Genomic DNA, 23,082 nt, shown 5'->3' with positions numbered 1-23,082 from the left:
GAGTTGGAAGAATGTCAGGTGCTTTTGCCGAAGCTGAAACTACCGAAACAGAAGTAATCAAAAACCAAGGATATAAAGCTGACCGAAATTTCTAAAAATACAATCCGTTTTGCATTAAGCCAAAACCCGTTTTTCTACTTCGACAGTTTATCGCATTACTTCCCAAGTGTAGGTTCGCTTTCAAACTTCATTGATAGTCCAGACTATTTAGCAGGTTTGGAAATTACATTTAGCGGAACTTCAAACCGACTGAAAGAAATCAGCCACTTCGATTCTTTGCAAGCCTTAAATGGCTTATTGCAAAGCATAGAAGCTGACATAAAGAGTAATTCAACAGAATACGAAGGTTCGGAATTTATCAAAAGCTCCAATTCACGAAGTTTTTAAAGATAAACCAATTAGGGTAAATAAATATGATGAACGTGCAAGCGGACAGAAACATTAGTAGCCAACGAGCCTTGGTATGTTTATAATGCCAACTAGGAACAAGTGAAAAGAAAAGAAATTTGTTGAACTGTTTTCAAGACGATTTGAAGGACTGAATCATAAGTTTGAGAACATTTATTTAATCCGTAACGAAAGAGAAATAAAAATCTTCGACAAACTAGGAAGAGCTTTTGAACCTGACTTTATTGTTCTGCAAACAGTGTGACGAAGAACAAATGACTTTTCAGGTTTTCATTGAGCCTAAAGGGAATCAATTAATAGGTCATAAGATAAATGGAAAGAAGACTTATTGAAAGAAATCAGAATTGGAACAAAAGACTATCCAAATTCACACGGACACTTATTTGATAAACAGCCGTTCCATTTTATAACTACGAAAATGAAAACGAATTTAAGACGACATTGGAAAACACATTAAATTATAAATCTTAAATCGCATATAATATGCTGCAATTGACGACCTATAGCTTATGATTTACTAGTAGAAACAGATAGTGGAAGTTTATAAGTTTTGGGAGATAAATGAATATTTTTACAAAAGTAAAAATGAAAAGGAAATCTATCCCCGCTAAATTCGGGATTAATAAAATAATTTATTCGGTGGTGTTGCCATTGTGTTTTAATAACTTGTTCCGATAAGTCGGGATAACACGTCGTTATACGTAAGCAAAATTATCAAATCTAAAAACTAATGAGGTATAAAATGAAAAAGCTCTACATTGGAATTCTTCTATGCTCAATTACTCTTATATCCTGTGCTGTTGGGCCACACTAGTTAGTGAAGGCGAAATATTTTAAAAATTTAACTGCTATAACAGAGGGGGGAAGGAGATAATTATGATCCTGTAAAGTCTTCTGATGGTTTAAAGATTTTATTTGTTTCTGAGAGAGATGGTGATCCCAATATTTATTTAAAAATAGCATTACATCTAAAAGTGATATTAAGAAAAACTGAAACATAAAGCTTCAGAATTATATCCCTGTTTTTCAAGTGATGGTAAAAGTTTTTGTTTTGCTTCGAATTTAAATGGTAATTTTGATATTTACTATATGAGTACCGATGTTGGATATGCAAAAACTCAAGTTACATCTAATCTTGATGATGAAAATATTTCCAAATTGGTCCCTAATGGTGATTTAATCCTATTCTCAATATTCAAATCTTGATGATACTTGGTATTTATGGACAAAAAGTATAATAACGGGTCAGAATACACAAATATGTAAAGGTTTATTATGGTAAGTTTTCAAAATCTGGAAAATCTTTTACTATAAAAGTCTGAAAAAATAATTTCTATCAACTATGGAAGATTGGTATTGACGGATACTATTATGTATATCTCACTTACAATCTTCTGACAGATGGAGGAATTGTAAATGATGGGGATGTTTTTGGGGAGGCAGTTAAGCCGTGTACAAATGGTTTGAACTATCTATACATGATCGAACAGTTCGGTTTATATCCACCTGCGTTATCTGCACCGCGGGACGTATTCGTTACATACGCTGAATTTCTTATCAGTGGATTATCTATTACTGTTTATGACCAATCCGGGGCATCTGAAAAAATAACTCATCCGGATTTCTACGTCAGATTTTCAAATTCGACAGAAGATCAGATTTTACCATAACTATCGCAAAGCTCATTAAAATTTGATTTTAGATGCAATTTATGATTTTAATATACAACATTTCACCATAAAACGGGACAGGCAAGAGGATATAGAAATATTGTTCAATCCGTTGTTACGGATTGCCAAATAAGTTCTTTTCACGTAGTGATGGCTATGCCATAAATAATTTATACGGTGGCATTGCCATTGTGTTTTAATAACTTGTACTGCTTTGCGGGATAACACGGCGTTAGGCAGTTAAACATTTTAAAAAAAATATGACAAAAATAATATTATTGTTTCTTTTGCTTTGTGTTAATATTAATTATTCGCAACAGAAAGAATATTCGCACGATTATATTTTAAAATTTAGCACGCTAGATTTGATAACTGGAATTCAATATGAAAGTTCAACAATTCAATTTGGAATTGAAAAAGGTTTATCAGAAGATTTATCAATAAATTCAGAATTAGGATACTCGTTACATATTGACAGAAAACCAGATATTCTTTCTATTAATCTTGATAATTCAAGTGGATTTGCTTTTGAAACTGAAATAAGAAAATATATTGATAAAGAGGAAGCCAATTACGTTGGGCAATATTTCAGCATAGATTTTCTATATCGTTATTTAGATGCTAAAAATCATCATTGGGCATATTTAGCTGTAGATGAAGAAATATATAGCTTCATTGAAAAATATTCTGTTTATAGAAATGAATGTGCATTACATTTGAAATATGGTTATCAAAATATTTCCGTTTCTGGTTTTGTTTCAGACTTTTCAATTGGAATTGTTTGGCGGTATATTACAAGTAGAACGATAAGTGGTTATCCATTATCTTTTATCGAAGGCGAATTTCCATATAATAAACCTTTTAGTCACGGTAGTCGTAATTTTTTTAGTTTAACAGCAGCGATTAGAATTGGTTGGTCAATAAAATAAAAAACTGCCTAACCTCTTTAATAAGTACAAAGTCCCCGCAAAACGGGACAGGCAAGAGGATATAAAAATATTATTCAATCCGTTGTTACGGATTGCCAAAAAAGTTCTTTTCACGTAGTGATGGCTATGCCAAAATTTTAATAAATAAAAATGTTTTATAAAAATAAACACATCAGAAAATCTTTCACATAGTGATGGCTAAGCCATAAATAAAAATAATTACGGCGTTGTGTTTTAATAACTTGTCCCGATACTATTTGGAGAACACGTCGTTAGGTTTAATAAAATATTTGAAAGTAATAAAATGAGATCCATTCACTTTCTTGTTGTTATCGCATTCCTTTTTACTGGTTGTTCTTCAATTGGAACTAAAACTCTTTATCGTGCTACAAAAAATAATATTGTGATAAAAAATATTGGTGTAATCAATTTAGTCACTGATTCAACAAATATTAAGATTTGCCCAACTATAAAATCTGTTTCTGAATCTGCAATAAAAGAAAGTTTTCTTGAGAATACTGATTTTCAATTTATTGAATTAGAAGATTCAAAAGATTTCCAAAGGTCAAAATTAGACAAGAATAGTCTTTCTGATATTTCAAATAAAAAGCATTTTGATGCAATTCTTATTGTGGATTCAAGATTTATGAATGTTGATTATACAATCGCTTTTATCCCTGTGGCAAGCGAATATCATTCGGAATCACTAATAACATTGTTTAATAACGAAGGTGATAAATTAATTTCTATTTCACACAATACAATGCGTGGTGATAATTACATTGAACGTCCAAGTGCTGAAGTAACAGTTAATGATGCGATACAAATTGCGCTTAAAAAATTGTTGGGAAATACAAGATCATTAAATGAAAAGATATCAAATTAAACCTAACCAACACCTTTTGACGACCAATAGATAGTGAATACGAAGGAAAGAGATAATTAAATATTAAGTATTTTTGGAAAGAGCATAAAAATCCAATGCTCAAAAAGAGTAATCATTCTTTGGAGTTGAAGTTTTAAATAATAAAAGAGTTAATTTTACTTTAGTAAAAGTAAATGGAAATCTTTCCCTGCTATTGGCGGGGTAGATATTCAAAATAATTTATACGGCTGTGTTGCCATTGTGTTTTAACAAATTGTCCCGACAAGTCGGGATAACACGGCGTTAAGCTATATTTTCTAGATATATTTTTTAGCTACAATTGAATGATTTAAAGAAAATAGAAAAAGATTCTAATATTATTGAGAAGAATCGATTAGATAACTTTATTGAATCAAATCAAAAACTTATCAGTGTGCTTGGTATTTTCACAGCTCTCACTGTATTTACAGCAAACCTACAATTCAAAACATTTGGATATGCACTATCTTTTATTTTTATGTCTATTACTCTAATTATTTGGATCGAAGTATTAGAAAAATTTCCAAAAGGAAATGCACATTGGAGATTAAAGATATTTGAAACGCTTCTTAGTTTTTCTTTCTTTGGTCTTATTCTATATTGGTTATTATCTTATCGCGAAATTTGGCATCAAATAATGTTCTTTCCTTTGACTATTATTTTGACAACGCTTTTAATAAGCATATTTACATATCCTATAAAAAAATATGATCTATTCAATCGTTTCTTCAAGACAAAACCTGGTAAACTAAAAATTATAAGACACTTACTTTTTTTAATTATTGTAATCTTCTTTTTCTATGTTTCATTCTGGTTAGCAACTTTAATTTCTCCACCAGTTAATTCTTTGTTGGATCAAATGCGTGAAGAAATAACAAAGTGGATTCCAAAGAGTTAGCCCTAACCTCTTTAATAAGTAAAAAGTTCCCAAAGGGACGGGCATGTGGATAATAAAATTCCGCAACAAAAATGTTTTGGAAAAAAATAGTTCTTTTAATGTGTTAAAATTTTTAAAATAAATAATTTATACGGTGGCATTGCCATTGTGTTTTAATAACTTTTTCCATCCGTTAGCCAACGGGCTATCGGGATAACACCCCTTTAGGTGTTTCATTGAAGATCTTATGGATAAGATAATCGAAATGGCAGAAGAGTATTTAAAAAGAATTCCTTCTTCAGTGGAAATAGAGGGAACTCATTATGTGTTAAATATGATCAATACCACAAATAGTGTTGAACAACAACGTGATTATTTAATGTCCTTTTTACTTGCTTCATTGTATGGAAAGATAGTGAAAAGAATAGTTTTTGAGGAAAGCTGTTCGAAACATCCATCAAAAGGTCCACATGATTTAGTAGTTTATTTAGATCGTGGTACTCGTATTGTTAATGAAATTCGTAGACTCAAACAAACTCGTTGGGATAAATATGAAGAAGAAAATCATGTTTCTGGCTCAATTAAAAAAACTGGACAATTGTATGAGCTTAGAGATGATCCTGATCGTTCTACAACAGGATTTCTTGATACGATTCTAAAAGAAATTGAAGCAAAGGGTACACAACTTGACTCAGAAGAAATAAATATAATATGGATTGCAAGTAAAGGAATGCATTATAAGGCTACAGATATAGAAGATGCTGCATCGTATTATTCAGTAGGTTGTCAAAATATATCAAATATTCATATTATGCCTAAAGATTTAACAGCACTCGGTTGGTTTTGGGATGGTGATCCTTTTGATACTACTGCAGAAGCGGAATGTTTTTTCATTAAACCTACAAAAGTAATAGATAAATTAAAGAATATTTTTTTATTAAAAACATTTAACAATAAGTAGTTTATAACACCTAACATCTTTAATAAGTAAAAAGTTCCCAAAGGGACAGGCAAGCGAATAATCCGCCAAAGGACGGACAGGTATAATTCAAAGACAAAAATGTTTTGCAAAAAAATAGTACTTTTAATGTGTTAAAGTTTTTAAAAATAAATAATTAATACGGTGGCATTGCCATTGTGTTTTTACAATTTTTCCCGATACTATCGGGATAACACTCTGCTATGCGGTTGATGACGAATTAATAAATGAAAATAGAAATAGACAAAAGTGTTTTTGAAAAATTCCCGGAATTAGAAAGTGAACGACTTCTGTTTAGGGAGTTTTTGTTGAGTGATTCAAAAGACTTGTATCTCATTGAGTCGAATGATGCTGTAGTAAGATATATGGATAAACACAAAATGGAATCGATCAACGATTCTGAGAATTATATTCGGTCCTGTAGGGAGTCATATAAAACTGAAAATAGTATAGAGTGGGGAATTATTGAAAAAAGTTCAAATAGTTTCATCGGGTATTTCGGATTTTGGAGAATAGTCAAAGCGCATTGTAGAGCTGAAATAGGGTATTCTCTCAATCCAGGTTATTGGGGGAAGGGGTATATGACAGAGAGTTTAAAGACACTATTATTATATGGGTTCAATAAATTAAAACTTCATAGCATCGAAGCAAATGTAAATCCCAAAAACAAAAATTCTATAAAGCTACTTGAAGGGATTGGGTTTAAAAAAGAAGCCTATTTTAGAGAAAACTTTTTGTTTGATGATAAGTTCCTGGATACTATCACTTATTCATTACTTGAAAAGTATATGAAAGACACTTGAAACACAATCGTAAAACCTGTTTAATAAGTAAAAAGACCCCGCTGTTCGGGGCAGGCAAGGAGATAATCCGTCAAAGGACGGACAGGTATAATTCTAAGACAAAAATGTTTTATAAAAAAATAGTTCTTTTAATGCGTTAAAGTTTTTAAAAATAAATAATTTATACTGTGGCATTGCCATTGTGTTTTAATAACTTGGCCCGATACTATAGAGATAACACGCCGTTAGAACACACGAATCACTTATGGCGTAGTTACAGTAGTTAGCGGTCATTACTACAAACCATACATAACTTAACCGACAAATGAAAAATTTAACAATTATGCAAATGATTAAGAAACATTTGGTTTTGATATGTCTGGTCATATCTATGAATTTAATGGTAATGGCAACCTTAGTTTATCCTGGCGGCTCATTGCTTGACAAAAATTCTACAGGGTTTCAATGGTCAACAAATTTTATTAGCAACTTGTTTGCAGCAAAAGCGATAAATGGTTTAGAGAACACGTCCAGAATTTGGGCACTCATTGGAATGGTATTCCACTCGGTTGGTTATGGAATTTTTTTATCAATATGTCAAAAAAGATTTCTGCAAAACACGCTGCTACTATCTTAAAACTTATAGGTGCTGCCAACATACTATTTACTTTCTTAATTGCAACACCCTTGCACGACCTAATGGTGACAATATCGAGCACTTTGTTCTTGATTGGTTTATTTTATATAACTGTATTTATCCTAAAGACAAAGCTTCATTTATTTAAATTCTCATGTATTATTTGCTTATTGACTTTTTACTTTACCTTATACTTATATGGTTCAGGCAATTGGGGATTATTGGCCATCATGCAGAAGATATCTTTCATCAGTTCAATGTTATTAGTTTTAGGATTGGAGTATTATACCAAGCAGGATGACTTTAAACAAATTAAATCTAATTGATAATAAATACAGACAATGAATCGCTAACATTGGTTCATTAAATATTCTACTGCGTGTGTTCTAACCAGCCAATGCTAATTAACTCACTTTTGAAGTTGAGGAGTAAGTATAAGTCCAAAGTGTTTTGCTTGCTTCCGTCATAATCGGATAGGTGCATAAATATTTTAATTGTAGTTCATTTCACACTGTACTAAGTTTGTAAAACAAATTGAACTGAAACCTTTCCCCGCTTAATGGGGGTGGTTTAAGTAACAGAGATAGTAAAATTTTAGTGGTGTGAAAAATGGTGAGATATTATTTTTTTGTAATAATTATTTTTGGTGGTGTTGTTTTACCTCAGAGCAAAGTTTCTCTTTCAGCTATGGGTGGGTTTAATTATATCCCGTTGAAAAATTTTTCGCATTATTTGAATTCTTTTGAAAACCCCCAGCTTGATAAATATAGTTTTAGCGGTAATGTGAAAATTAATTATTCATTTAATTCACAGCATCATATTTATATAGGTGGCGAGTACATCAGTACAAATGCATCTTTTTCGGGTGGTTTTGGTTCGGTGATCTGGACATTTGAAGCAATCCCGGTTACAGTTGGTTATGAATATTCTATAAAGAGCGATAACCAGGGGTGGGTTCCATACGTGGGGGCGGGCATCTCTTATGTCTTTGGAAATACTGAAGATACCTATTTGGGAGACGACGGTAGCATGATAGAAAATTACGCAGATAATTCTTTTGGGTTTGAAATTAAAATAGGCGTTGACAAAGATATTGTAGAAAATTTATTTCTGAGTAGTGAAATTAAATATAGATATATCGGAGATGGTAATATAGGCAAATACTCTGTTGTTGAAAAAAATTTATCAGGCGTTTCGTTTTTAGCCGGAGTTAAACTGGCTATATTTTAAAACCAGTGAATCTATTTAATTCAGAAGTAACATTCGATTCAGACTCTATCTAAAAGAGAAGTCTGATGGCAGCGTCACAATTTGCTATTGTGAACGTAGAAGTCTTTGAGAATAAATGAATATTTTTACAAAAGTAAAAAAATGGAAATCATTCCCGGCTAAATGGGGGATTAAAAAAATAATTTATACGGTGGCATTGTGTTTTCCTTCTTTAAGGGATAACACACTGTTAGTCAACGGAAAAATAAGGAAAATAGAATATGAAAAAAGAATGGCTAATGCTTGTTTTATTGTTTGTTGTTTCTGGTGCACAAGCACAAATTATTAGGGGATACGGATTAAAGTTTGGAACAACAATTTCAAACCAGGAATGGGAATATTCGCAAGCATCAGGATTTTCAAATTCAAGCTTCGATACTGATAATAGAATTGGTTTTAACATTGGAATATTTTCTGAGTTTTTAGATATACCATTTATTAGCATTGTTACAGAGGTAAATTATATTCAAAAGGGAATGAAAAAAGAGCTTCCTGTGACTACAATAAATCAGCCTTATGGGACTGGTGAATTTGTTACTTGGAATACAAGAATTGACTATTTAAATATTTCAGCTTTTGGAAAGCTTAGATTTAATATTGGACTTTTTGCACCTTATGTCTTGATAGGTCCAAAAATGGATTTTGAATTTAACAAAATAAATTCATTGGGAACAGTTAATGATGTTGAAGAAAATTTTAATAAGAATAGGTTTGGTTTCAAGGTAGGAATTGGAACAGAAATAAATTTGTTATCATTAAATCTGCTAGCAGAAATTTTATACAATAAAGATTTTAATGAATTATTTGAACATGAAAATTTAAAAGTCAATTCAAATTCATTCGATTTAAGAGTTGGAATAATATTATAAAAGTATGTTGCATGACCAGCGCCTATTGACGACCAATAGATAGTGAATACGAAGGAAAGAGATAATTAAATATTAGGTGTTTTTTGTAAGAGCATAAAAATCCAATGCTCAAAAAGAGTTATTAAAATAATGAAAATCATTCCCGGTTAAATGCGGAATTAAAAAAATAATTTATATGGTGGTGTTGTGTTTCCCCAAGACTATCGGGATAACACGCTGTTATACATGCAAGCATTACCAAATTTTTTTAATTGATTGAGGTTAGCTTTTATGCTAACTTTACAAATATGCGAGAAGTAAATTTTTATCAATCGGAAAGCGGAAAATATCCAGCTAAGGAATTCCTTGACTCCCTTAGGGGAAAGAAGGATAATAAAATTACCTGGGTTTTAGAACTTTTTGAAGATACTTCCATTGTTACTAAACAATATTTTAAAAAGTTAAAAAGCACCGATGAAATTTGGGAAATCAGAATAATATTTTCAGGCGATATTTTTAGATTATTAGGTTTTTTCGAGACTGATGGAAATTTTATAATAACAAATGGATTTGTTAAGAAAACAAAAAAAACACCGCTGAATGAAATTAAGATAGCAGAAGGAAGAAAGAGAAACTATTATGAAAGGAAGAAATAAAATGAGCGATTTAAAAAAATATGTTGCACGAAGAAAAAAAGAAGATGCCGAGTTTGCAGAAAATTATGATATTGGTTATCAAAATTTTAAAATAGGCATTTTACTTAAACAACTGAGAGAAAAATCCGGTTTAACTCAAGAAGAATTAGCAGAGAAGTTAAAAACAAGAAAGTCTGTCATATCAAGGATAGAAAATCATTCTGAAGATATTAAGCTCTCAACACTTGGTCGTTATGCCAGAACATTAGGAAGAAAGATAAGAATAGAAGTAGTTTAAAAAAATAAAATGGAAATCTTTCCCCGCTAAATGCGGAATTAAAAAAATAATTTATACGGCATCATTCTGTTTTCCTTCTTTAAGGGATAACACACCGATAGACATACCGATAGACTGTAACTAAATATCTAAAGAGAATAAAATGAAAAAAGGATCAGTAATAGTTCGGATTATTTTTACTATTGGCGTAATAGCACTACTGCTAATTCCATTGACAATGATTCAATCATTGATTACTGAAAGACAAAAATATCGAGATGAAGCTGTTAATGAGATAAATAAAAGCTGGGCAGGTTCACAAGTTGTAACCGGACCAATTCTTACAATTATAAATGAAAGCCTGGTGGAAAACCGAAATGGAGAAAAATATTTAGCTCAAAATAATTACAACTTGCTTCCGGAGAATTTAAAATACGAGACAGAAGTATTCCCGGAGACCCGATATAGAGGTATTTATGAAGTCACATTGTATGAAGCAAATATTAGAATAAGCGGATATTTCGATCTTGACAAAATAAAGACGGTTAACTATGAAGAACTGCTTCTTAACGTTAAAGAAAATTATCTTTCATTTAGTATCTCTGATTTAAAAGGAATACAAGAAGATATAGCAGCAAATTGGGACAAAGAAAAAAAAGAAGTTAATCCCGGATTAAAAACAAAAGATTTATTTCGCAACGGATTTACAACTGACGTAAATATTAACAAGAATGATAAAAAATATTATTTCGATGTTACAATTAAACTAAAAGGAAGTGAAAACCTTGAGTTCATTCCACTTGGAAAAAGTACTGAAGTATCAGTGAAATCAAATTGGAATAATCCAAGTTTCGTTGGGAATTTTCTCCCCTCCTCAAGAAAAATAAACAGCGATGGATTTACAGCTAATTGGAATATAAATCATTTCAATAGAGAATATCCTCAGGAGTGGCAGAACAATAAATATGAATTATATTCAAGTGCATTTGGAGTAAAACTTCTTGTTCCTGTTGATGAGTATCAAAAGACAATGCGAACATCAAAATATGGAATAATGATTATCATTTTAACTTTTGTCAGTTTTTTTATGATAGAAATTTTTAGTAAAAAGGTTTTACATCCAATTCAATATTTATTAATAGGGCTTTCCTTAGTTATCTTTTATTCGATTTTATTATCTCTTTCAGAATATCTCTTATTTCAATACTCGTATTTAATTGCAAGTTTACTCGTAGTATTCCTAATAAGTTTGTACACATCAAATGTCTATGGTAATTATAAGCTTGGATTGTTTATCGGGATATTTTTAATTTTATTCTATGGTTTTATGTATATAATATTGCAATTACAGGATTACTCGTTACTATTAGGAAACATCGCTTTGTTTATCGTATTAGCTGCTATAATGTATCTAACAAGAAAAATAAATTGGTATGATGTTTTGAGTTCTAAAAGGAATTCGGATTAAAAATGAACCTACAGCCTAATCTGAGAATCAAAACGAATATAGAAGTGTGAATAAGATATAAATTATTTTCTTTTGATGGCGTTGTTTTATGGAGACAGCTCGATAATTTTTCAGAAGACTTAACTGAATAACTTAAAGTTTTCTTACAAGTTGTTCGATGCTGATTAATCTCCTTTACATCCCCACCCTCTGACGTTTGAAGTAATGAAAGCTGATCAACTTTTTTTGTTTTTCATCCCACAGTTTTAGAAATATACTTCGCAGACTTGAGCCAAGTGTTAAAGTAACACCTTTCTGAAATACGGGATTTTCTTTATGGCATTTTTCCAGAAGGTAATTTGGTATCTTCGGACTAAGGTGGTGGATATGATGAAACCCAATATTACCCGTAAACCATTGAAGTACTTTCGGCAGCTTGTAGTATGAACTTCCCTGCATAGCGGCAAGTTCATAATCCCACGAATTATCTTTTGTCCAGTAAGCATCCTCAAATTGATGTTGAACATAAAACAACCACGTGCCGGTTGATGAGGCAATAAAAGTAATCGGGAATTGAATGAGTACAAAAGCTTTTATCCCGATCAGCCAGACTAATCCTGCTGTTAATAATAAAAGAACCAGACTTGTAAGGTAAACGCCCGGGTGAAGTTTCTTTAATCCTTTTGCGGGCGGGAGGGGGAAGCGGTAGAGAATCATAAAAAGAATAACCGGAATAACCACGAACAATATTATCGGGTTGCGGTACAGACGGTATTTTATTCTACCCCAGCGCGACTGCTGCAGGAATTCATCAACAGTCATTGTGTAAATATCACCAATGCCTCTTTGTCCAAGTTTACCGGCACTTGCATGATGGATTGCATGTTTCTTCCGCCAATAGTAATAAGGCGTCAGAGTAAAGATACTGCAAATCTTTCCCCATGAATCGTTGGCTTTTCTTGATTCAAAAAACGAACCGTGCCCGCAATCGTGTTGGATGATGAATATGCGAATTACGAATCCTGCAGCGGGAATTGAAAGAAGAAGAGTTAGCCAATAACTGATATCCAATGTGAAATACATCAGATACCAAATGATTATGTATGAAGCAAATGAATTGATTAACTGCCAGATACTTTTCCACTTATTCGAGATTTGATATTTCGCGACAAGAGTATCCCAGTTCGGTTTTATGGATGTAAAGTTTTTTTGAAACATAGAGTGTGGTAAATCGTTTTAAAATCTTTGCGTAAAGATAGTGATAATAATTTGTTAATTGAGTGATATACACTGTTCAGAAACCTCATGAGTTACAACTCAGGGCGGAAATATTTACATCCTACCAGAAAAAATGACATAATTTTAACAATTAATATCCGCTATTTAGCAGAAAAGATGAGAATTTATAACTTAGAGGAAACTTCCATAATGAAGTAGTAGATGGCATAAAGTTAGCTGCAAATAAACCAAAAATTTGAATTGTGCCCGTTTACAGTTACGCGGGAAAGAACTAAAAGTTAAAACAACTTTGTTTGGTTAAATATTATTTAAAAAAGTGGGAATCTTATGAAAAAAACATTTGTACTTTTTAGTCTGGTCGGAATTATTTTCTTTGGCTGCAGTGACAATTCTGATTTCACAAACATATCGGCACCAACCAGCATTAATAATTTAACCAAAGATCAAATTCTCATATCTGATCAAGAAATTGACTCTGCTTCGCATATTCTTTCTGTATCTAAATTAATTGATGGTGAAAGTGGAGGTGAGTTATTAATAGACACAGCATATACTAATTATCAGGGAAGACAAATTGAAGTTTATGGAAAACTTACGATCAAGCAATCTGCCTTCCAGGGTTCAGAATATATCACAATGAAATTAAATCCGGAATCGGCAATTATTAAATTTTTTCCGGAAATGGTCTTCGAAAAAGATGTAAAACTCTCAGTCACTTATACCGGTATTGATTTAGTGGCACTTGGTTATACTACATCGGGACATTATGATTTTGTTTTCTTTGGTAAGGGTGGAATTGAAACAACTCTCAATGATGAGTCTAAAGTTGACATGGATAAGCAGGAGATTAAAGTTAAAAATGCTAAACTTGAACACTTCTCTAGATATGGTTGGCTGAAATAAATAATTAGAATTTTTCTTCGTTTCTCTTTCTATACAAAAGTAGTTTGTTTATCATACCGTTTCGTATAATTTACGAATGCGAACCCCTTCAACTACAAGTTAAGACGCTGACATCATCTTTTAGTCTGCAGATAATATATAATCTACGGAACATAAATTAGGTCGGCATACCCTTCTTGATCAATTATATCTTGTCACTTATTCCATAGGAAAACGCACTTATCATATTAAACCAATAAAAATTGAGTTTAAAAACTCAGAACGTCAGCAAGATATTTATTTCAGGATATCTACTTCATATTTGAGGAAAATTATTTATAAGAATAGTGCGAACATTATAAAAATTTAATTAGAGAATAATAAGTTGTTTTATTTATTTTAACTCATTGAAGTTCGTAACAAAAGGTTTAAACATTCCCTGATCATTGCCGGCTGTTACTTTTCTCTTAATCAACCTAATAAAAAACTTACAATACAGGAGTACAGATGAAATCAATATTTCATAAAGTTCTTTTTGTGCTGTTTACTCTGTTGGTAGTTTCTTCTATTTCTTTTGGTCAGTTTACTGATCCAAGAATGTGGAGCACACAAATACAACCAACGGGCGAGTATTTTCAGATTCCAATTACACATCTGAAATATGTCCATCCAAATAAATCACCGAGAGTGTTTGATACGCCATTCGGTTCAGTTACTGTTGGAATAAGTACAAGGGTACATCCAAGTAATTTCACACAGAGTGAAGTTCCGATTCAAAGATCCCCCCTTGACGAGAATACAATGTTTGCTTCTTCTAATGCAGTTCGCATTAGTCCATTCTTTATTTCAGAAGGTGTTTATGTTACTACCGACGGCGGTGCAACATGGCATGGAAGCGACACCTGCAAAACTACTCCCGTTACCGGTCACGGCGGCGATCCCGCACCGGCAATTGGGCCCGATGGAAGATTTTATATGACTTTTCTCGATGGCGGTTTTAATGGATTAAAAGCTGCTTACTCTACTAATGGTGGTACTTCATGGAGCAGTATAATTAATATTATTACCGGCTCTCAAGATAAAAATCATACTGTAGTTGATAACAGACCCGGCAGTCCATTTAATGGAAGAGTCTATGCTAGCTGGTCGAGGTTTACCGCTTCTGCTCCTCCGATTGCAATTTCATATTCAACGAACGGCGGGGTAAACTGGAGTTCCGCACAAAATATTAATACCCCTCCCGGCGGACATTATTCACAGGGAGTTAATGGCGCCATCGGACCTAACGGAGAGGTTTATATGGTTTGGCAGAATCCAATTACTTCAGGTAACTTCACAGGTGATCAGATGGGATTTGGTAAGTCAACAGATGGCGGAGTTACCTGGTCGGTAAATAATAATATTTACGATTGTAACGGCATCAGAGGATTTCTTTTTAATACGAGCATAAGAGTAAATGATTTTCCATGGATGGGTGTTGATACAACTGCTGGAGTCAGAAGCGGTTGGATTTATGTCGTACATGCTGAAAAAAATCTAGCACCAGCCGGAAGCGATCCCGATGTAATTATGCACAGATCAACTGATGGCGGTACAACCTGGTCAGCAGGTATCCGCGTAAATCAGGATCCGCCAAATAACGGTGCTGAGCAATATATGCCTGCATTAGTTGTAGGTAGAGACGGCAGTGTTAATGTCGTTTACTACGATGCAAGAAATCTTACTAATGATTCTGCTTCAGTTTATGTTGCACGATCAGTAGATGGCGGTGATAGCTGGACTGAATTTGAAGTTTCGGATCATCACTTCAAACCAAAATCTATTCCCGGTCTTGCCGGCGGTTATCAAGGTGATTACATCGGTATCACTGAAACCAACGGAATGCTTTATGCTTACTGGGCAGATGACAAAACAGGTATTTATCAGGCATGGGTTGCTGAAGTTTCATTCGGACCCGGCTGTGAGGTTGATCCCCCCACTAATCCTGTTCCGGCGAATGGTTCTTCAGATGTTTCTATAAATCTTGCTGAGATTAGCTGGACTAACGGAGTTAATGCCTTAAATAACGATTTATATTTTGGAACAAACCCGGGTAGTTTACCGCTTGTTCAAAGTGGTTCCCTTTCAACTAACTGGACTATCCCCGACACATTGGAATATAGTACAACCTATTACTGGCAGGTAGTGGAGAACGGAGCTTCGTGCACTACCACAGGTCCATTCTGGAGTTTCCAAACAGAGAGCGATCCGAACATTAATTTATCTTTCGAAGATAATTTTGATACTTACATCGCTGGACAGCAGGTAGCATGTCAGAATCCTGTTGATTGGACGACTTGGAATTTTACTCCTTGCGATCCAGTTACAGATGCATTTGTTTCTACAACACAAAAATTCAGTGCGCCCAATTCTGCAGTAATCGTTGATGACAACGATTTAGTATATGCAATCCCCGATTACACAACTGGAAAATTCAGTGTAAGTTTTCAGATGTATGTTCAATCAGGGTTTGATGCTTACTGGAATTGCCTCCAGCATTTTGATGGAGCAAATAGTGTATGGGGATTTGAAGCCTACTTTGATGGCGGTGCAGGATACATTTCTGCTGAACAGAATCCACAAGCGGCAACATTCAGTTATCCATTCAATACCTGGTTCTCTAATGAACTAATAGTTGATTTAGATATTGATCAGGCGGAATATAAGGTTAACGGTGTTTCTGTTCATACATGGCAATGGAGTCCGGGCATTCCAAACTCGGGCGGATTAAATCAATTGGGTGGGGTTGATCTTTATGGTTATGGTTTACTTTCATCAGGTCAAAGCAGATATTATGTTGATGATTTCAAATTAACTGATTTACTTGCGATCCCGGTAGAACTCACTTCATTTACAGCCAGCTCAAATTCTGCGGATGATGTAGTTCTTAACTGGACAACTGCAACTGAGACTAACAACAAAGGCTTTGATGTTGAAAAAATGATTGAAAATAAATTCGAAAAGGTTGGATACGTTCCCGGCTTCGGAACAACAACTGAACCGCGTGATTATTCCTATACTGATTCAAAACTAACACAAGGCACGCATACTTACAGATTGAAACAGATTGATTTCAATGGTACATTTGAATACTCAAATCAAGTAGAAGTTGAAGTTTCTGCTCCTGTTAAATTTTCACTCGAACAAAACTACCCCAACCCTTTTAATCCGAGTACAGTAATCTCTTACTCACTGCCGCAAAAGGAATTTGTGTCAATAAAAGTAATTGATATACTCGGAAGGGAAGTGGTAACTCTTGTGAACGAAGTAAAACCTGCCGGCAAGTTTGAAGTAGAATTTGATGCTTCATCATTAGCAAGCGGAGTTTATGTTTACCGGATAAAAGCCGGAAGTTTTACAACTTCAAAGAAGATGCTGTTGACAAAGTAAAGTAATTATTACAATAGTAATCTCATAAAGAGTACTTTTGAAATAATCATCCCTTTATTCTTTATAAAGATGACATCCTATCTATAGAGATGTCATCTTTATAAATACCACATTCGTGTGATTGACTTTCTCCTTTTCTATTTGTAATATGCTTTTGAAAATTTTATCAGGAGAGGTAAATAACTTATTTGATATTGTTTAATTAATATTTCAGGAGGTGCTGATGAAAATCGTTCTTGTTCGGTCGTTTCTGTTCTTTGCAATGATTGCTTTGCTTATTGCTGCAAGTTCAATAAACACAAACTACAATTCTGTAGATGAACCAGGGGCAACATATCAGGAAGATGGACAAACAGCTGGCAGACTGACCGTGAATGAGTGTTATAAAAACACTGCACATCCTAAAAAATCAAGCATAGAAGCCGGCTACAAAGACCCGCAAACTGAAAAGCCATTATTGAGAGCATATAACAGTTATATTGCGGGTGGAAAAGGAATAGGGATAACACAAAGTAATGACCTCTCCAATGGTTAGTTTTATTCTGATGTCCAAAATTGTACGATAGTTAATTTAAAGATTGATCGCTGGCCATTAAGAATAGAAAATTGGGATGCTGGTACACCGGGAAAAATAAAAAATAATATTTTTCTTTGCCCCGTGAATTATCCTTTTGGTCAATGTCCTGTTGGTGAGTGTAATACGCTCCCACTCGCTGTGACATACGAAGGAAACAGATGGAAAAAAGGAAATGACTGGCAGAGCATATTCTGCAGTGAACCTATCCCAGACTGTACGGCAGATTAGGAGGATGAAATGAAAAGAATTAAAATATTTCCTCTCATATTATTGATATTGTTATCATCAAATTCAATTTTATTTGCCCAAGAACCCGATACTTTGTGGACAAAAAGAATAGGTGGGGACAGTATAGATGTAGCTTACGATGTTGAAGAGCTTTGGGATGGTGGATTTGCAGTAGTTGGTTATACCAAATCAATCCCCCTTACGGATTACGACATTTGGCTGCTGCGTACAGACTCAAACGGTGATACTTTATGGACAAAAACTTATGGGGGAGACGGAGATGAATATGCTTACTCAATGAAGAAAACAGAGGATGGTGGTTTTATAATTGCCGGAACAACCAACTCATTCGGTGTTGGTCAGTTTGATTTCTATGTTATAAGAACAGACTCTCTTGGTGATACGCTATGGACAAGAACGTTTGGTGGGGCAAACGATGATATTTGCTGGTCGGTGGATAAGACATTTGACGGAGGTTTTATCTTTGCGGGTGAAAAAGACGCATTCCCAGAAGTCTCTGATGCAATGCTAATCAAAACTGATCCTTTGGGGGAACCTGTTTGGGAGAAGCATTATGGAACATTGCTTGATGACAAGTTATATTCTATCAAAGCAACTGAGTCTGGTGATTTTGTCGCATCGGGAACGGTTTATTTTGGAATTCAGGATGTTGCAGGTTGGTTATTGAAAATAGATGCTGATGGAGATTCTCTCTGGTCTAAATTTTATGGCGATATCAAACAGGATTTGATGTTTGGGATTGCTCTAACCTCTGATGGTGGGTATGTATTGTCAGGTGGATTTAGAGTTCCATCTACATTTGACTATGATTTGTGGCTGATAAAGACCGATTCTTCCGGGAGTGAACAATGGTCACAGACACTTGATTATGAAAACGATACTGATATTGGTTATTCGGTTCAGCAAACATCAGATGGCGGATATATCATTACCGGGCAAGCGGCACCATTTGATGGGGGGTTAGAAGCTTGGCTTGTTCGAACTGATTCAATCGGAAATATCTTATGGGATAAGCTACTTCCTTTCTTCCCTAGAAATTTATTAAACAACTTGGATAACCCAAATGCTGGTAGTAACGGCGCTCACGGAGGTAATTCAATAAAGCAAATTTCTGATGGAGGGTATATAATGGCTGGGTATTCCGATAAAATTCAGGGTAATCATTTAGATGTTTATTTAGTTCGTATTGCCTCTGATATCATCCCTGTAGAACTAACATCCTTTACCGCAACAACACAGCAAAACGCAGTTGCGCTTAACTGGCAAACCGCAACGGAGACAAATAACAGCGGATTTGAGATAGAAAGAAAACAAGTCGGCAGTCCTCAGTCTTCAGTCAGCAATCAGGATTGGAATCAAATTGCTTTCATTCCCGGATTTGGAACTACCACCGAACCAAAGAGTTATTCATTCGTTGATGAAAATCTTTCTTCAGGAAAATATCAGTACAGATTAAAACAAATTGACTTTGATGGAAGTTTTGAATACTCAAACACAGTTGAAGTTGAAATAAATTCACCAACAGAATTTTCTCTTGGACAGAACTACCCCAACCCATTTAACCCAACAACAAAAATAAAATATACAATTCCCACTGTCACCCTGAGCTTGTCGAAGGGTGACATTTATGTAACATTGAAAGTTTACGATATACTTGGCAACGAAGTAGCCACACTCGTAAACGAGCCACAGCAGCCCGGCACGTATGAAGTTGAGTTTAACGTAGGACAGGCTATCAGCCTGTCCAGCGGCGTTTACTACTACCAACTAAGGTCAGGTGGTTTTGTTGAAACTAAGAAGATGATTTTATTCCACTGATTTATTTCTTAAAGATGACATTCCGATAAGCGGGATGTCATCTTTTATTTCACACATTCCTGTGATTGACTTTCTCCAATTCTAATTGTATTATACTTTTGAAAATTTCATCAGGAGAGGTAAATAACTTATTTGGTATTCTTTAATTAGTATTTCAGGAGGTGCTGATGAAAATCGTTCTTGTTCGGTCATTTCTGTTCTTTGTGGCAGTTTATTGTTTTATTGCTGCTAATTATAATAACACTAATTCCAATTTATTGGGAGTTAAAAATAATGTACCCCCCCAATATTGCTAAATATGTTACCCCGCATGGCGCAGGTGACCACTCTGGTGATAGCTGGAGTGATGCGTATTCTTTTCAGGAGATGAAAGGAAGATTAGCATCTAACACAGACTTCTATCTTGCTGATTCTACTTTTTTGGTAGATGTGCTCGAGGTTAATGGCTTTACCAATATTTCTTTTATTGGGCAGGGCACGGACAAAACCATTCTCGAAGAAATTGATGTTTCAGAAGCTGAAAATATTTCTGAATGGAGCCTCTGGTGTTTTGATATTCTTAATTCACCTAATATTACTGTCAAGAATTTGCAGATAAGAAGATTTCGTAGATGGGGAATAAGAGTTGGTTCTACATCAAGTAATTTTTTTGGTTATAACCTTTATATTGATAGCTGTGGCTGGACATCACAGATCGGAGAAGTTATGTTATCCCCGTGCGCAGTAAAACTATTTGGAGACAATGGGCATATAGGACAGACACAAATAATGAACTCAGGCTGGGATGGGATGCAGGTTGGAGGGTATTATGTGTTAGTTGACTCAAGTACTATCTATTGGACAGGGAAAGATGATCCTGGCGCAATACATCAGGGAGACGGGATCCACGTCTTTCACAATCCTGATATTACATTTACTGTTGACAACGTAATATTAAAGAAAGCAGGAAGATTAATTGTTAGGGATTGTGTTATAGATACTGTTGAAGCAAAAAAGTCGGGAATCGAAGCAGGCTATCTTGGAGAAGAAACAGAGAAACCAATGATACAAGTTTATAACAGTAATATAACCGGAGGTAAGGGAATAGGGATTACACAAAATGCAAATCCTGTGGGCGGTGCTTTTTATTCTACAATTGAAAATAGTACGATTCAATCTTTAGATCCTAATAGGTACACTCTAAGGATAGAATCTTGGGACCCTGGAACATCGGGTTGGATAAGAGGGAATCGTTTCATTAGTCCAACAGATTACAACCCTCTCTTGTTATGTCCAGTAGGAGAATATGATACCGACAGTGCAGCAGTGAATTACCCTCCAAACACAAACAGATGGTTTAAAGGATTGGAAGAATTCGACTTTTGTGTCACACATAATCTCATTACTCCATAATAATTTAAAACGTAAAGGTTGAAATGAAAACGATAAAAAAATATAGCCTATTCTTATTTATTATAACTAATTGTATTTATTCTCAATCCCCTGATATAATCTGGAAAAAAAGCTACGGACTAAACACTGCTGATGATTTTGGTCGTTCAGTTATCGAAACAAGTGATGGAGGAATTGCAGTAGCTGGTTACACGGGCTCATTTGGTGCTGGAGGATTTGATGTCTGGTTAATAAAAACGGATTCAAATGGTGATACACTTTGGACTAAAACATATGGGGGAGTTAGCAGTGACTTTGGTTATTCTCTCAAACAAGCAGATGATGGAGGATATATAATTGGAGGCGCTGCACCATCGCTCATTACAGGTGGTCTTGACTTGCTTCTTATAAGAACTGATTCACTTGGTGAGTTACTGTGGCTTAAAACTTATGATGAACTTAATACAGATTATGGTTGGTCAATAAATATCACTAAAGATGGAGGTATTATAATTTGTGGTGAGCAAAATGCTTTTCCACAAACTCCAGATGGGATGGTTATTAAAACAGATTCAATGGGTGAGGTTGAATGGCAAAAAACATTCGGGACTACTAATGTAGATCACTTTTATGGAGTGCAACAAACTACTGATAGTGGTTATATAATTTGTGGAGCTGTAGGCGTGGGAATTTTTAAAGGTTGGTTACTAAAGCTTGATACAAATGGAGATACACTATGGACAAGAATCTATGGAGGAGAATTATCTGGTTGGTTTCAATCGATTTTGGAGACTGAGGATGGAGGTTTTATACTAACTGGTCTGCTTAGTACGGCTGATCCAGAAAACCCTGACCTGTGGTTGTTAAAAACAGATTCTGCGGGGAATGTAGAATGGTCAAAAACTTATGATTACAATAATGAATATGATATCGGTTATTCCGTTCAACAAACAATTGATGGGGGGTATATTGTCTGTGGTTCTGGTGGTTGGGATGTTGATTATGGCTGGATTATTAGAACAGATGAGTTAGGCGATACTTTATGGACAAAATCAATAGAGAGTTACTCGAGCGATAATGTTCTTAGCTCACTGGATACAGACTTTTACTCAATTATCCAATTGTCTAATGGCGATTATATTGCAACGGGAAATCAGCCTTACTTACCCGTTTCAGATCATGCTCAACAATTATTACTAATGAGGATCTCCTCCGACATCGTCCCTGTAGAGCTAACCTCCTTCACAGCCACAGCACAGCAAAACGCCGTTCCGCTAAACTGGCAAACTGCAACGGAGACAAATAACAGCGGGTTTGAGATTGAAAGAAGCCTATCCCCAACCCCTTCCCAAAAGGAAGGGGCTTTTGAGACAATAGCTTTCGTTCCCGGGTTTGGTACTACTACCGAACCAAAGAGTTATTCTTTCACTGATGAAAATCTCTCTTCTGGAAAATATCAATACAGATTAAAACAAATTGACTTTGATGGAACATTCGAATATTCAAACACAGTTGAAGTTGAAATAAATTCACCAACAGAATTTTCACTTGAGCAGAACTTCCCGAATCCATTTAATCCAACAACAAAAATAAAATACACCATCCCTTCTGTCACCCTTCGACAAGCTCAGGGTGACATATTGGTTTCGTTAAAAGTATTTGATGTTTTGGGAAATGAAGTTGCAACACTCGTAAACGAGCAGCAGCAGCCCGGCACGTATGAAGTTGAGTTTAACGTAGGACAGGCTATCAGCCTGTCCAGCGGAGTGTATTACTACCAATTACGGTCAGGCAGTTTTGTTGAGACTAAGAAAATGTTGATATTAAAGTAATAGATACGCTTAGAAATCCATTT

The 23,082-nt window shown here is 34.5% G+C and carries 20 protein-coding genes and 2 pseudogenes; 21 read left to right on the top strand and 1 reads right to left on the bottom strand.

Translation table 11 applies throughout. From position 1 onward, the window contains the following. Positions 1 to 216 precede the first annotated feature (216 nt). The 15 genes and pseudogenes from IPH11_11215 to creD all read left to right on the top strand — a co-directional run bounded on the left by IPH11_11215 (position 217) and on the right by creD (position 11,683). Positions 217 to 387, top strand: coding sequence for a hypothetical protein (locus tag IPH11_11215; protein MBK6914176.1), 171 nt, complete (start codon positions 217 to 219; stop codon positions 385 to 387). A gap of 881 nt (positions 388 to 1,268) precedes the next feature. Further along, a pseudogene (locus IPH11_11210) lies at positions 1,269 to 1,409 on the top strand (PD40 domain-containing protein). Further along, a complete protein-coding gene (locus IPH11_11205) occupies positions 1,399 to 1,614 on the top strand; it encodes a PD40 domain-containing protein (GenBank protein MBK6914175.1) in 216 nt (71 codons plus the stop codon). Before IPH11_11210 ends, IPH11_11205 begins: the two are co-directional and overlap by 11 nt. A 272-nt stretch (positions 1,615 to 1,886) precedes the next feature. Beyond that, entirely contained in the window at positions 1,887 to 2,078 is a 192-nt protein-coding gene (locus tag IPH11_11200) for a hypothetical protein (GenBank protein MBK6914174.1), read from the top strand. A 260-nt stretch (positions 2,079 to 2,338) separates the two neighbouring features. Beyond that, entirely contained in the window at positions 2,339 to 3,007 is a 669-nt protein-coding gene (locus IPH11_11195; GenBank protein MBK6914173.1) for a hypothetical protein, read from the top strand. Between the two features lie 304 nt (positions 3,008 to 3,311). Next, on the top strand, positions 3,312 to 3,893 hold the full coding sequence (locus IPH11_11190; protein ID MBK6914172.1) for a hypothetical protein: 582 nt from the start codon (positions 3,312 to 3,314) through the stop codon (positions 3,891 to 3,893). Positions 3,894 to 4,212: 319 nt separating this feature from the next. Further along, a complete protein-coding gene (locus IPH11_11185; protein ID MBK6914171.1) occupies positions 4,213 to 4,809 on the top strand; it encodes a hypothetical protein in 597 nt (198 codons plus the stop codon). A 226-nt stretch (positions 4,810 to 5,035) separates the two neighbouring features. Continuing rightward, the gene (locus IPH11_11180) at positions 5,036 to 5,749 is read left to right on the top strand and encodes a hypothetical protein (protein ID MBK6914170.1); all 714 of its coding nucleotides are present in this window, start codon (positions 5,036 to 5,038) and stop codon (positions 5,747 to 5,749) included. 245 nt (positions 5,750 to 5,994) lie between these two features. Beyond that, entirely contained in the window at positions 5,995 to 6,570 is a 576-nt protein-coding gene (locus IPH11_11175; protein ID MBK6914169.1) for a GNAT family N-acetyltransferase, read from the top strand. A 331-nt stretch (positions 6,571 to 6,901) separates the two neighbouring features. Then, positions 6,902 to 7,512, top strand: a pseudogene (locus IPH11_11170) (hypothetical protein). Positions 7,513 to 7,795: 283 nt separating this feature from the next. Beyond that, positions 7,796 to 8,416, top strand: coding sequence for an outer membrane beta-barrel protein (locus IPH11_11165; protein MBK6914168.1), 621 nt, complete (start codon positions 7,796 to 7,798; stop codon positions 8,414 to 8,416). A 260-nt stretch (positions 8,417 to 8,676) separates the two neighbouring features. Further along, on the top strand, positions 8,677 to 9,324 hold the full coding sequence (locus IPH11_11160; protein MBK6914167.1) for an outer membrane beta-barrel protein: 648 nt from the start codon (positions 8,677 to 8,679) through the stop codon (positions 9,322 to 9,324). Between the two features lie 287 nt (positions 9,325 to 9,611). Then, a complete protein-coding gene (locus IPH11_11155) occupies positions 9,612 to 9,959 on the top strand; it encodes a type II toxin-antitoxin system RelE/ParE family toxin (GenBank protein ID MBK6914166.1) in 348 nt (115 codons plus the stop codon). 1 nt (position 9,960) lies between these two features. Continuing rightward, on the top strand, positions 9,961 to 10,236 hold the full coding sequence (locus tag IPH11_11150; GenBank protein ID MBK6914165.1) for a helix-turn-helix transcriptional regulator: 276 nt from the start codon (positions 9,961 to 9,963) through the stop codon (positions 10,234 to 10,236). A 142-nt stretch (positions 10,237 to 10,378) separates the two neighbouring features. After that, positions 10,379 to 11,683, top strand: a complete 1,305-nt coding sequence (gene creD, locus IPH11_11145; GenBank protein ID MBK6914164.1) for a cell envelope integrity protein CreD — start codon at positions 10,379 to 10,381, stop codon at positions 11,681 to 11,683. Positions 11,684 to 11,857: 174 nt separating this feature from the next. Here creD and IPH11_11140 read toward each other — a convergent pair whose 3' ends face one another. After that, positions 11,858 to 12,880 carry a fatty acid desaturase gene (locus IPH11_11140; GenBank protein MBK6914163.1) on the bottom strand — a complete coding sequence of 341 codons (1,023 nt, stop codon included), beginning with the start codon at positions 12,878 to 12,880 and terminating at the stop codon, positions 11,858 to 11,860. A gap of 348 nt (positions 12,881 to 13,228) precedes the next feature. Here IPH11_11140 and IPH11_11135 point away from each other — a divergent pair, with 348 nt between their 5' ends. The 6 genes from IPH11_11135 (at position 13,229) to IPH11_11110 (ending at position 23,059) form a co-directional block, all read left to right on the top strand. Then, positions 13,229 to 13,804: a hypothetical protein gene (locus IPH11_11135; GenBank protein MBK6914162.1), complete on the top strand. Its 576-nt coding sequence runs from the start codon at positions 13,229 to 13,231 to the stop codon at positions 13,802 to 13,804. A 486-nt stretch (positions 13,805 to 14,290) separates the two neighbouring features. Beyond that, positions 14,291 to 17,212 (top strand): exo-alpha-sialidase, encoded by a 2,922-nt coding sequence (locus IPH11_11130; protein ID MBK6914161.1) that lies wholly within the window; start codon positions 14,291 to 14,293, stop codon positions 17,210 to 17,212. A gap of 223 nt (positions 17,213 to 17,435) precedes the next feature. After that, entirely contained in the window at positions 17,436 to 17,747 is a 312-nt protein-coding gene (locus IPH11_11125; protein MBK6914160.1) for a hypothetical protein, read from the top strand. 279 nt (positions 17,748 to 18,026) lie between these two features. Then, the gene (locus IPH11_11120; protein MBK6914159.1) at positions 18,027 to 19,856 is read left to right on the top strand and encodes a T9SS type A sorting domain-containing protein; all 1,830 of its coding nucleotides are present in this window, start codon (positions 18,027 to 18,029) and stop codon (positions 19,854 to 19,856) included. Positions 19,857 to 20,129: 273 nt separating this feature from the next. Then, positions 20,130 to 21,248, top strand: coding sequence for a hypothetical protein (locus IPH11_11115; GenBank protein MBK6914158.1), 1,119 nt, complete (start codon positions 20,130 to 20,132; stop codon positions 21,246 to 21,248). Positions 21,249 to 21,271: 23 nt separating this feature from the next. Beyond that, positions 21,272 to 23,059, top strand: a complete 1,788-nt coding sequence (locus IPH11_11110) for a T9SS type A sorting domain-containing protein (GenBank protein ID MBK6914157.1) — start codon at positions 21,272 to 21,274, stop codon at positions 23,057 to 23,059. Positions 23,060 to 23,082: the final 23 nt, after the last annotated feature.

The sequence above is a fragment of the Ignavibacteriales bacterium genome (genome assembly GCA_016709155.1).
Taxonomy (GTDB): Bacteria; Bacteroidota; Ignavibacteria; order Ignavibacteriales; family Ignavibacteriaceae; genus JADJEI01.
The sequence above is the reverse complement of the archived record's forward strand: the minus strand, read 5'-3'. Positions and strand labels throughout refer to the sequence as shown.

What these genes read in the sequence shown, in the direction of transcription:
- IPH11_11200 (MBK6914174.1), top strand. Translation starts at nt 1,887, where the DNA reads ATGATCGAACAGTTCGGTTTATATCCACCTGCGTTATCTGCACCGCGG.
- IPH11_11195 (MBK6914173.1), top strand. Translation starts at nt 2,339, where the DNA reads ATGACAAAAATAATATTATTGTTTCTTTTGCTTTGTGTTAATATTAAT.
- IPH11_11190 (MBK6914172.1), top strand. Translation starts at nt 3,312, where the DNA reads ATGAGATCCATTCACTTTCTTGTTGTTATCGCATTCCTTTTTACTGGT.
- IPH11_11180 (MBK6914170.1), top strand. Translation starts at nt 5,036, where the DNA reads ATGGATAAGATAATCGAAATGGCAGAAGAGTATTTAAAAAGAATTCCT.
- IPH11_11175 (MBK6914169.1), top strand. Translation starts at nt 5,995, where the DNA reads ATGAAAATAGAAATAGACAAAAGTGTTTTTGAAAAATTCCCGGAATTA.
- IPH11_11165 (MBK6914168.1), top strand. Translation starts at nt 7,796, where the DNA reads ATGGTGAGATATTATTTTTTTGTAATAATTATTTTTGGTGGTGTTGTT.
- IPH11_11160 (MBK6914167.1), top strand. Translation starts at nt 8,677, where the DNA reads ATGAAAAAAGAATGGCTAATGCTTGTTTTATTGTTTGTTGTTTCTGGT.
- IPH11_11155 (MBK6914166.1), top strand. Translation starts at nt 9,612, where the DNA reads ATGCGAGAAGTAAATTTTTATCAATCGGAAAGCGGAAAATATCCAGCT.
- IPH11_11150 (MBK6914165.1), top strand. Translation starts at nt 9,961, where the DNA reads ATGAGCGATTTAAAAAAATATGTTGCACGAAGAAAAAAAGAAGATGCC.
- creD (MBK6914164.1), top strand. Translation starts at nt 10,379, where the DNA reads ATGAAAAAAGGATCAGTAATAGTTCGGATTATTTTTACTATTGGCGTA.
- IPH11_11140 (MBK6914163.1), bottom strand. Translation starts at nt 12,880, where the DNA reads ATGTTTCAAAAAAACTTTACATCCATAAAACCGAACTGGGATACTCTT.
- IPH11_11135 (MBK6914162.1), top strand. Translation starts at nt 13,229, where the DNA reads ATGAAAAAAACATTTGTACTTTTTAGTCTGGTCGGAATTATTTTCTTT.
- IPH11_11130 (MBK6914161.1), top strand. Translation starts at nt 14,291, where the DNA reads ATGAAATCAATATTTCATAAAGTTCTTTTTGTGCTGTTTACTCTGTTG.
- IPH11_11125 (MBK6914160.1), top strand. Translation starts at nt 17,436, where the DNA reads ATGAAAATCGTTCTTGTTCGGTCGTTTCTGTTCTTTGCAATGATTGCT.
- IPH11_11120 (MBK6914159.1), top strand. Translation starts at nt 18,027, where the DNA reads ATGAAAAGAATTAAAATATTTCCTCTCATATTATTGATATTGTTATCA.
- IPH11_11115 (MBK6914158.1), top strand. Translation starts at nt 20,130, where the DNA reads ATGTACCCCCCCAATATTGCTAAATATGTTACCCCGCATGGCGCAGGT.
- IPH11_11110 (MBK6914157.1), top strand. Translation starts at nt 21,272, where the DNA reads ATGAAAACGATAAAAAAATATAGCCTATTCTTATTTATTATAACTAAT.